This is a genomic window from Methylibium sp., from assembly GCF_013817365.1.
In the GTDB taxonomy this organism is placed as follows: Bacteria; Pseudomonadota; Gammaproteobacteria; order Burkholderiales; family Burkholderiaceae_C; genus Methylibium.
Map to the genome: position 1 here is coordinate 1 of NZ_JACDCU010000154.1, position 8,223 is coordinate 8,223.

The window sequence follows — 8,223 nt, forward strand, 5'->3', positions numbered from 1 at the left end:
CTTCCAATTCGTCTGACATCACGTTCCCACGCTCACCTACGTGGGAACGTAGGGTGTCAGGCACCCTGGCCGCGATCAAGGACGCGGTTTATGGACCGCTTACGGTCGAATGCAGGGCTACGACCGTTCCGCCACGATCCCGATCACCATCCCCCCGCTCAGCCTCTCGGTGCCTCAGCACTATGAGCCCGGTGCGTCGTGGATGCAGCAGGCATAAGGCACGGATTCACGTTCGGCTTTTCTCGAAGGCCGCGACCCCGAGTCGTATCGGCGCCTGCACGGATTGCACAGTACGCAGTGACGTTTACCTCTGCGGGGGAGCAAGCCCGCAAATGTTCCCCAGCGAGCTTCGTACTGCTGGAAAAATATTCCACTGGCGGGCTGCTGGTCTAAGCACTTTAGGACCTTTTTCCCGTGCTGATTCGGTAAGCTGACTCACTGCAATCGGCTAGACAGGATTCGCGATCGAGATGCCCAAGAGGCCCTTAAGTCTGGCATCGGTGGGGAGTTCTGAGCCCGTTATGCCCGATGCTGATGTTCTTCATACAGGGGCTCGATGAGAAGGTATCGACCGTGCCCCGCCGCTTCTTCGATGGCAACCCAGGACGTCGGCGAAACCACCCCACATCGATTCAAGCTGGGTGTGTTTCTCGTTCGGGCCGCCGCTCGACAACGTCAAGCTCGGCCTCGATCGGAAAACATATCAAATGAGAAAAAGGCAGGCGTCCTTATTGCTTTTGCTTGCTCAGTTCAGAGCCTGTGTCTGTGCTTGCTCGCAGTTTCAGCACCACTTCAACGAGAGTATCGAGCGCCAGGTCAGGCTCGTGAGGGACGGAAAGGTCATATCGCTGTAATGAGGTTATTGTTATGAATACAGAACGAATCAAGCACGACCCCGTCAGCAAGCGCCCAGTTGAGGCCGAGGATGCAGTTCAACGCGCGCGCATGCTGCAGGCCCCTCCGATTAACCGGTCGTTAGCTCGCTTGATCGACCGTCTGGGAGCCGCGTGCGCTGCGCCGAGTGATGTAATGGACGCTGGCGTGACCGCGGCGTTGCGCGAAGCCGGGGGGGATACAGCCCTGTTGTCTGCGGAGCAGAGGCGGGGACGCGCGGATCGTTACGTCCGTCATCTTCTCTACGCCGATCCGGCCGGGCGCTTCTCGGTCGTATCTCTGGTGTGGGGCCCTGGGCAGTTCAGTCCAGTGCACGGACATTACACGTGGTGTGGCTATGTCGTTGTCTCGGGCCAGTTGCATGAAGAAAGCTATGTATGGGTACCCGATCGAAAGGTCGCGATCCAGGCGGAAGCGACTGACCGGGGCGCCGGTGGCATATGTTTTTCGCACGCCGGTTTGGAGGAAATTCATAGGCTGGGCAATCGGGGCGACGACTGGGCAGTGTCGGTGCACGTCTATGGCGTGGACGGTACGCGAGTGAGTTCGCACGTGAATAGAGTAGTGACAGTTTGAGTACCAAGTGTTGAAAAGGAGATAGAAATGGGCAAGACAATGAAGGCCATGATTCTCAGGAAGCACGGTAGCCTCGATGACTTGGAAGTCATCGAAGACCATCCGCGCCCGGTAGTAACAGAGGGGCATGTGGTGATCCGAGTGCGCGCGTCGTCGTTCAATTATCACGATGTGTTCACTGTGCGCGGCATGCCAGGAATCACGGTGCCGCTTCCGGTGGTCATTGGTCTCGACATGGCGGGCGAGATTGTCGAGCTTGGCGCCGGCGTGAACGACTGGAGGGAAGGCGACCGAGTACTGGTCAATCCGCTCAATAAGAAGAAGGGGCTGATGGGCGAGATGATGGACGGCGGTATGGCTCAGTACTGTCTTGTCAGCGCCGAACAGTTGATCCGCATGCCCGACAAAGTCAGCTTCGAAGAGGCAGCGTCGTTGCCCGTGGCGTACGGCACCGCTCACCGCATGCTGATTACGCACAACACGGTAAAAAAGGGCGAGCGTGTACTTATCTTGGGTGCGAGCGGCGGCGTCGGCACCGGCTGTGTATTACTAGCCAAGATGCTGGGCGCCGAAGTGATTGCCTGCGCTGGTGGTGCGGAGAAGATGCAGCGACTGAGTGAGATGGGTGCCGATCACGTCATCAACTACAAGGAAGTCGACTTCTCCAAGTGGGCGATCGGGAAGTACGGCAAGCCGCAGCGCCGCAGCCATGAGGGCGGCGTCGACGTGGTGATCAACTTCACCGGTGGAGATACGTGGGTGCCATCGCTCAGATGCATCAAGCGTGGCGGCAAGCTGCTCGTGTGCGGTGCGACCGCGGGCCACGATCCCAAAGAAGACCTGCGTTACATATGGAGTTTCGAGCTGCAGGTGATTGGCTCCAACAGCTTCTATGACGAGGATTTGTCGGCGCTGATGGAAATGATTGAGGACGGAAGGATCAAGCCGGTAGTCGACAAGGTGCTGCCGCTGGAGCAGGCGCCAGAAGGTCTGCGAATGATCCAAGATCGTGAAGTACTCGGTAAGGTCGTCATCGCCCCCTAACGCGCCTCGAGAAGAAAACGGAGATAAACATGAGCGAACAAACTGTTAGCGAACAGACCCTGACGCCTGAGCAAGTGGAGGCGATGATCAGGCGTGGGCCCTTTCATCAGTGGCTCGGTATCAAGGTGCTCGAGATAGGCGAGGGCGAGATCGTCATCAAGGCCACGTGGCGCGAGGAATGGGTGGTGAACCCAGATCGTCAGTACACGCACGGTGGCATTCTTGCCACGTTGGTTGATCTGACCGCCGACTGGGCTCTGGTATCGAAGACGGGGCGAGGCGTGCCCACAATCGATATGCGTGTCGACTATCACCGCGCCGCGATGCCAGGTGATCTCACCGCTCGCGGCAAGCTGGTCAAGTGGGGTAGCCAGTATTCCGTGGCCGAGGCGAATGTGTTTGACAAGGACGGTGCGTTGGTCGCAAGCGGACGCGGCGTGTACCTGACCGCGCAGCCGAAGGCGAAATGACATTCGCCTGGGAGTTCCCGTACGCGTCGCGCCGTTCGCCGATCATGGCGGCAAATGCTGTCGCCACATCGCAACCGCTCGCCGCGCAAGCGGGGCTGGAGATCCTTCAGCGTGGCGGCAACGCGATCGACGCAGCGGTCGCGACAGCCATCGCGTTGACAGTGGTCGAACCGGTCAGCAACGGCATCGGCAGTGACGCCTTTGCGCTGGTGTGGGACGGCAAGGAGCTCCACGGACTCAACGCGTCGGGCAAATCGCCAACGGCATGGTCCCTCGAGCGCTTCAAAAGCGCTGGTTGTGTTCCCACGCGCGGCTGGGAATCCGTAACCGTGCCGGGCGCCGTATCGGCCTGGGTCGCGCTGGCTCAGCGCTTCGGGCAGCTGCCATTCGAGGCGTTGTTCGAGCCGGCTCTGCGGTATGCGCGCGACGGTTATCTTGTCTCGCCGGTCATCTCGGAGCAGTGGCACGCTGCCGTGCCAGAGTTGCGCGAATTTCCCGGCTATGCGCAGGCTTTCATGCCGCGCGGGCGCGCTCCCTTGGCTGGGGAGCTGTTCCGCTTCCCCGACCAAGCAGCGACGCTTGAGGAGATTGCGCGGACACATGGCGAGGCGTTTTATCGCGGTGCGCTTGCTGAACGCATTGCTGCATCCGCGCGTGAGCACGGTGCAGCGTTGACTGTGGAAGACCTGAACGGGCACACCGCGGAGTGGGTGATGCCGCTTCGCCAGCGCTATCGAGATCAGACGATCGCAGAGCTACCACCCAACGGGCAGGGCATCGCGGCGCTGATGGCACTGGGCATCCTGGATCACTTCGAGCTGTCGAAGTACGCGTGTGACTCCGTCGACAGCTGGCATCTGCAGATCGAAGCGATGAAGCACGCATTTGCAGAAGTCTATGCGCACGTTGCCGATCCGGCGAACATGACGCGCTCGCCCGAGGAACTGCTCGATCCTGAGTTCCTTCGGATTTTGGCGAGTTCGATCTCCCTGACATCCGCGTCGCAACCGAAGGCGCAGCTGCCACGAAACAGTGGCACCGTGTATCTGTGTGCCGCAGATGCGGCAGGTCGCATGGTGTCCTACATCCAATCCAATTACATGGGCTTTGGTTCAGGCGTTGTGGTGCCCGGTACGGGTATCAGCCTACAGAACCGCGGTGCCGGATTCGGTGTCGATCCTTTGCATCCGAATTGCGTGGACGGCGGGAAGCGGCCGTTCCACACCATCATCCCCGGCTTTGTGCTCGACGATCAGGGCGCCGTCGCGAGCCTTGGCGTAATGGGCGGCAACATGCAGCCGCAAGGCCATCTGCAGATGGTCGTTCGGATGAGGGACTATCGCCAGAATCCGCAGACCGCGGCGGACGCACCACGCTGGAAGATCAACGAGGACATGAGCGTGTCGATGGAAACCGAAGTAGACCCGCGGCTTGTGGAAGATCTGGCTGCACGCGGACATGTGATCGTGCCGCCCCAGAAGGGCTACTTCGAATTCGGCTCGGCGCAGATCATCCATCGCGTGCCGGGCGGCTACATCGCCGCGTCCGACCCGCGTCGGGACGGTCAGGCCGTCGGGTTCTGAGAGGTCGTAAGTATGAAGTCGGTGAACAGCGCGGTCCTCGATCACGCGGTCATCAATGTGCGTTACGAGATGAGCGCCGCGGTCGAGCGGTTCCGCTCGCTGGGCTTTACGCTGACCGAGCGTGGCTACCACTCGCTCGGCTCGATCAATCATCTGATGATGTTCGGGCATGACTACCTCGAGCTGGTCGGCATAGAGCGCAATGCATTACGCGTCCGTCGCGAAGTAGTCGACAGTCCGATGGGCCTGAACGGTCTGGTGTTCAACACGGATGACGCCGATCGATGTCATCGTGAGCTGACTGCGCACGGGATCGCCGCCGAGTCGCCGCTCGCGTTCTGCCGGCCAGTGACGATTGGCGGCGTGGAGCAGCAGGCGAAGTTCCGCATCGTGCGGATCAAGCCGGAGGTTGTCCGTGGCGGGCGCGTGTATTTCTGCGAGCACCAAACACGCGACCTCGTGTGGCGTCCCGAATGGCAGACCCATCGCAACGGCGCCCATGCTCTTAGCGAGTTCATCATCGTCGTGCCGGAGCCGGCGCGCGAGGCAGGGCTGTACGAACGCATCCTGTCGCTGACAGCGCGACACGTCTCGGGGCAGGAGAGCGAGATCGCTCTCGACGGCTTCACGATTCGCTTCATGACCGTGCAACGCTACACGGTGCGCTACGGTCGCCACGCTTGCAATCAACAGGGGCGGGAAAGCTTCATGGGCGCACTTGCCGTGCGCACGACTGCGCTGGCCAAGGTTCGGGAATGCTTGGCCGCCGTTTCAGACGTAAGGGAAGCTGACGATGTGGTCGAGCAATCCGCTACACGCGTGACGGTCTGCAGCCGCCTCGCCTTCGACACCGTGCTTGAGTTCGTCCAATAGATTGGAGACAGGAAACATGCGCGAAATCCGCAATCTGGGCGATCTCAACGACCGAAGCCGTGACCAGGACAAGCTGGCGCTCATTGATCTGGGCGACGAAAGCGGTCCGCGCAAGTACACGTTCTCGCAACTCGATCGCATGGCCAACGGCGCCGCGCGTGGGCTTCTCGCACGCGGACTCAAGCGCGGCGATCGCATCGCTATTCTTTCCGCCAACCGTACCGAATTTCTGGCCGCCTACTACGGCGCAATGCGCGCCGGCATAGTCGCGGTGCCGGTCAATTTCAAGTTTCTGCGCGAGACGATCCACTACATCATCCGCGATTGCGGCGCTAGCTTAGTTTTCTGCGATGCGGAGCGCGAGGACAATTGCCCGGGCGAACTACCGACCGTCGTGTTCGGGAGCGGCGGCGCAAAAGGCTTCGACGCGTTCCTCGATACGGGCTCGTTCGAATCGATCGTGCCGGCGCCGGACGAGGCCGCAATGTATCTCTACACCTCTGGCTCCACCGGCAAGCCAAAGGGCGTCGTGCTGTCTCACCAGAGCCACATTTGGGTCGTGCAAGCGCGCATGGCAGGGCAGGACTTGTCGCACCATCGTTTCCTGATCGCGGCGCCGCTGTACCACATGAATGCGCTCGCGCTGAGCAAGCTCGCGTGCGCCGCGCATGCCAGCATCGTGATGCTGCCGCAATTCACGGCTCGGGCTTACGTTGAAGCGATCGGTGAGTATCGTTGTACATCGCTCACCGCGGTGCCGCCGATGATTGCGATGATGCTGAGCGATGCCAATGCTATGGCGCATGCGGATTTCGCATCGGTGGAGTTCCTGCGCATGGGCTCGGCGCCTGTGAGTCCAAGCCTGCTTAGGAGCATCGGCAAGGCAATGCCCAATGCCACCGTCAACAACGCTTACGGCACGACCGAGGGTGGGCCAGTAGTTTTCGGTCCACATCCCCAAGGCATCAAACAACCAGAGCTGTCGGTCGGTCATCCGCATCCGCTCGTGCATGTGCGGCTGGTCAATGGCGAAAATCTCGATGCCGATCAAGGTGTATTGCAGCTCAAGTGCCCTGCAGTGATGACGGGCTATCTCGGCCGTCCGGACATACGACCGCCGTTCAGCGGCGATGGCTTCTATATTACCGGCGACGTATTTAGGCGCGACGAGCACGGCTTCCACTTTTTCGTCGGCCGTGTCGACGATATGTTCGTGTCTGGCGGCGAGAACATCTATCCGGGGGAAGTGGAGAAGATGCTGGAATCGCATCCGAGCATCGTGCAAGCGTGTGTGGTACCGATAGACGATGACATCAAGGGTCAAAAGCCGGTGGCGTTCTGCGTGTTGCGCGCGGGGTCGCCACTGATCGAGGCGGAGGTGAAACAGTACGCTCTGGCAAAAGCGCCGCCCTATCAGCATCCGCGCTTTGTGTGGTTTCTCGACAAGCTACCACTTGCGTCGACCAACAAAGTCGATCGCGATGCACTCAAGGCTCGGGCTCACCAGTATGTCAACGTGCAACAAGGTGCCTCAATGTCATCGATGAGTAACGATTAATCTTACCGTGTCATAAGCGAAGCTTTACGGCTTCTCGGCGTCGAACTTTTTGCCATCGAGGACACCAGCCCCCGGCGTCAGTAGCTGAGGCTGCAGGAGATCGATGAACTCGGTATCGAGGAAGGCGAACGTGCGCAGATGCTTGGCTTCGGGCGCCAAAAATTCAAGCCCTTTGCCGCCGATAGGGCAAGTACTTGCGTTTCGAATATCTATTGCACGAGTGCATTTCCTGCCCGGGTTCCGGGCAAGCGCGCTCGATCGAACTGGTTGCCGTATTGCGTGCCACCGTTGGCCTGTTTGGGTCTTTCCAATGGCCGAGTGCCAGGGTGATGCTCCGACAGACAATAGCGTCTATCAGGCTTATTTGAGCCTTGGAAGAAGAAACTTGAATGAAAATGTGTTGCAGGTCCTGACTGACTTTATTGCGCCTAGACTCGGGTGCGGCTTCGAACTCGGGAGTTCGACACCCGAGACAGTATTCCCAGACATGAGTTTCCCTATGAGGAAGTCCGACAGACTTTAATGCCGGGGTTCATTGTTGTTTTTGCCGAGGCTTTGCGCGCTGCATGGCGGGCAGCGCGCCTCGTTCGGCGTGCGTCGCCCAACCGTCGAACGCATCACGCGCGCCGTCGCAACCCATTTGTCGGGAGTACGTGCGCCAAACGCACCCACCGCCCGAGCGTCTTCCAGCTCGTCGGCCGCCGCGGCTCGCCGAAGGTGGGTCAGCTTCTCGAGCCGCCACGCTTTTACTCTATTTCGCTAGCAACGCGGAGAAGCCAGCTGGCGAGTGTGGAGGCGGTATTCGTGCATCGCCACGGGTTCCAAACTCGTTACCTCGGCCCCGAGGCGCTACGCAGCCTTTCCACGCACCGTCGGCGCGCGGCTGGATGCCCGCACGCAGGCTCGCCTTGTCCTGGCGGTGCGCCCCTCCCGCGCAGCCTTTGCGACCGTGGTTACCGGACGTCGAACGTGGCTGCCTGCAGTGGCGGCTTGTGGTCCGCCGCCTGCTCCCCGGCTTCGCGCGGCTGATAGCCGCTGGGACGGAACTGCGAGGTGGCCCCCGCTTGGCGCTGCTCGTACTGGCTCACGCGGAACAGACGTTCGTCAACGCCGCGCACGAACAGGATGAACAACGAGGCAACGAGCGACGCAAGGGCCAGCACGCCGAGCGCCAGCCCCGAAATCGTGCGCTGGGCCGGGTCGACGACGGCGAAGTAGCCGACGA

The 8,223-nt window shown here is 60.5% G+C and carries 8 protein-coding genes; 6 read left to right on the forward strand and 2 right to left on the reverse strand.

Features of this window, described 5'->3' with window-relative positions:
* The first annotated feature begins 1,029 nt into the window (after positions 1-1,029).
* The 6 genes from H0W38_RS10905 to H0W38_RS10930 are packed head-to-tail and all read left to right on the forward strand — an operon-like array spanning position 1,030 to position 6,998.
* Positions 1,030-1,470 (forward strand): cysteine dioxygenase family protein, encoded by a 441-nt coding sequence (locus tag H0W38_RS10905; RefSeq protein ID WP_292453825.1) that lies wholly within the window; start codon positions 1,030-1,032, stop codon positions 1,468-1,470.
* A 39-nt stretch (positions 1,471-1,509) separates the two neighbouring features.
* The gene (locus H0W38_RS10910; RefSeq protein ID WP_292453828.1) at positions 1,510-2,514 is read left to right on the forward strand and encodes a zinc-binding dehydrogenase; all 1,005 of its coding nucleotides are present in this window, start codon (positions 1,510-1,512) and stop codon (positions 2,512-2,514) included.
* A gap of 29 nt (positions 2,515-2,543) precedes the next feature.
* Entirely contained in the window at positions 2,544-2,984 is a 441-nt protein-coding gene (locus H0W38_RS10915) for a PaaI family thioesterase (RefSeq protein ID WP_292453811.1), read from the forward strand.
* Positions 2,981-4,567: a gamma-glutamyltransferase family protein gene (locus H0W38_RS10920; RefSeq protein ID WP_292453814.1), complete on the forward strand. Its 1,587-nt coding sequence runs from the start codon at positions 2,981-2,983 to the stop codon at positions 4,565-4,567. The genes H0W38_RS10915 and H0W38_RS10920 overlap by 4 nt, the downstream gene beginning before the upstream one ends.
* A gap of 12 nt (positions 4,568-4,579) precedes the next feature.
* Positions 4,580-5,440 carry a VOC family protein gene (locus H0W38_RS10925; protein ID WP_292453816.1) on the forward strand — a complete coding sequence of 287 codons (861 nt, stop codon included), beginning with the start codon at positions 4,580-4,582 and terminating at the stop codon, positions 5,438-5,440.
* Positions 5,441-5,456: 16 nt separating this feature from the next.
* On the forward strand, positions 5,457-6,998 hold the full coding sequence (locus H0W38_RS10930) for a class I adenylate-forming enzyme family protein (protein ID WP_292453818.1): 1,542 nt from the start codon (positions 5,457-5,459) through the stop codon (positions 6,996-6,998).
* Between the two features lie 24 nt (positions 6,999-7,022).
* Here H0W38_RS10930 and H0W38_RS10935 read toward each other — a convergent pair whose 3' ends face one another.
* Positions 7,023-7,157, reverse strand: coding sequence for a hypothetical protein (locus tag H0W38_RS10935; RefSeq protein WP_292453820.1), 135 nt, complete (start codon positions 7,155-7,157; stop codon positions 7,023-7,025).
* A gap of 794 nt (positions 7,158-7,951) precedes the next feature.
* On the reverse strand, positions 7,952-8,223 hold a 272-nt coding region (locus H0W38_RS10940; RefSeq protein ID WP_292453823.1), incomplete at its 5' end, for a hypothetical protein.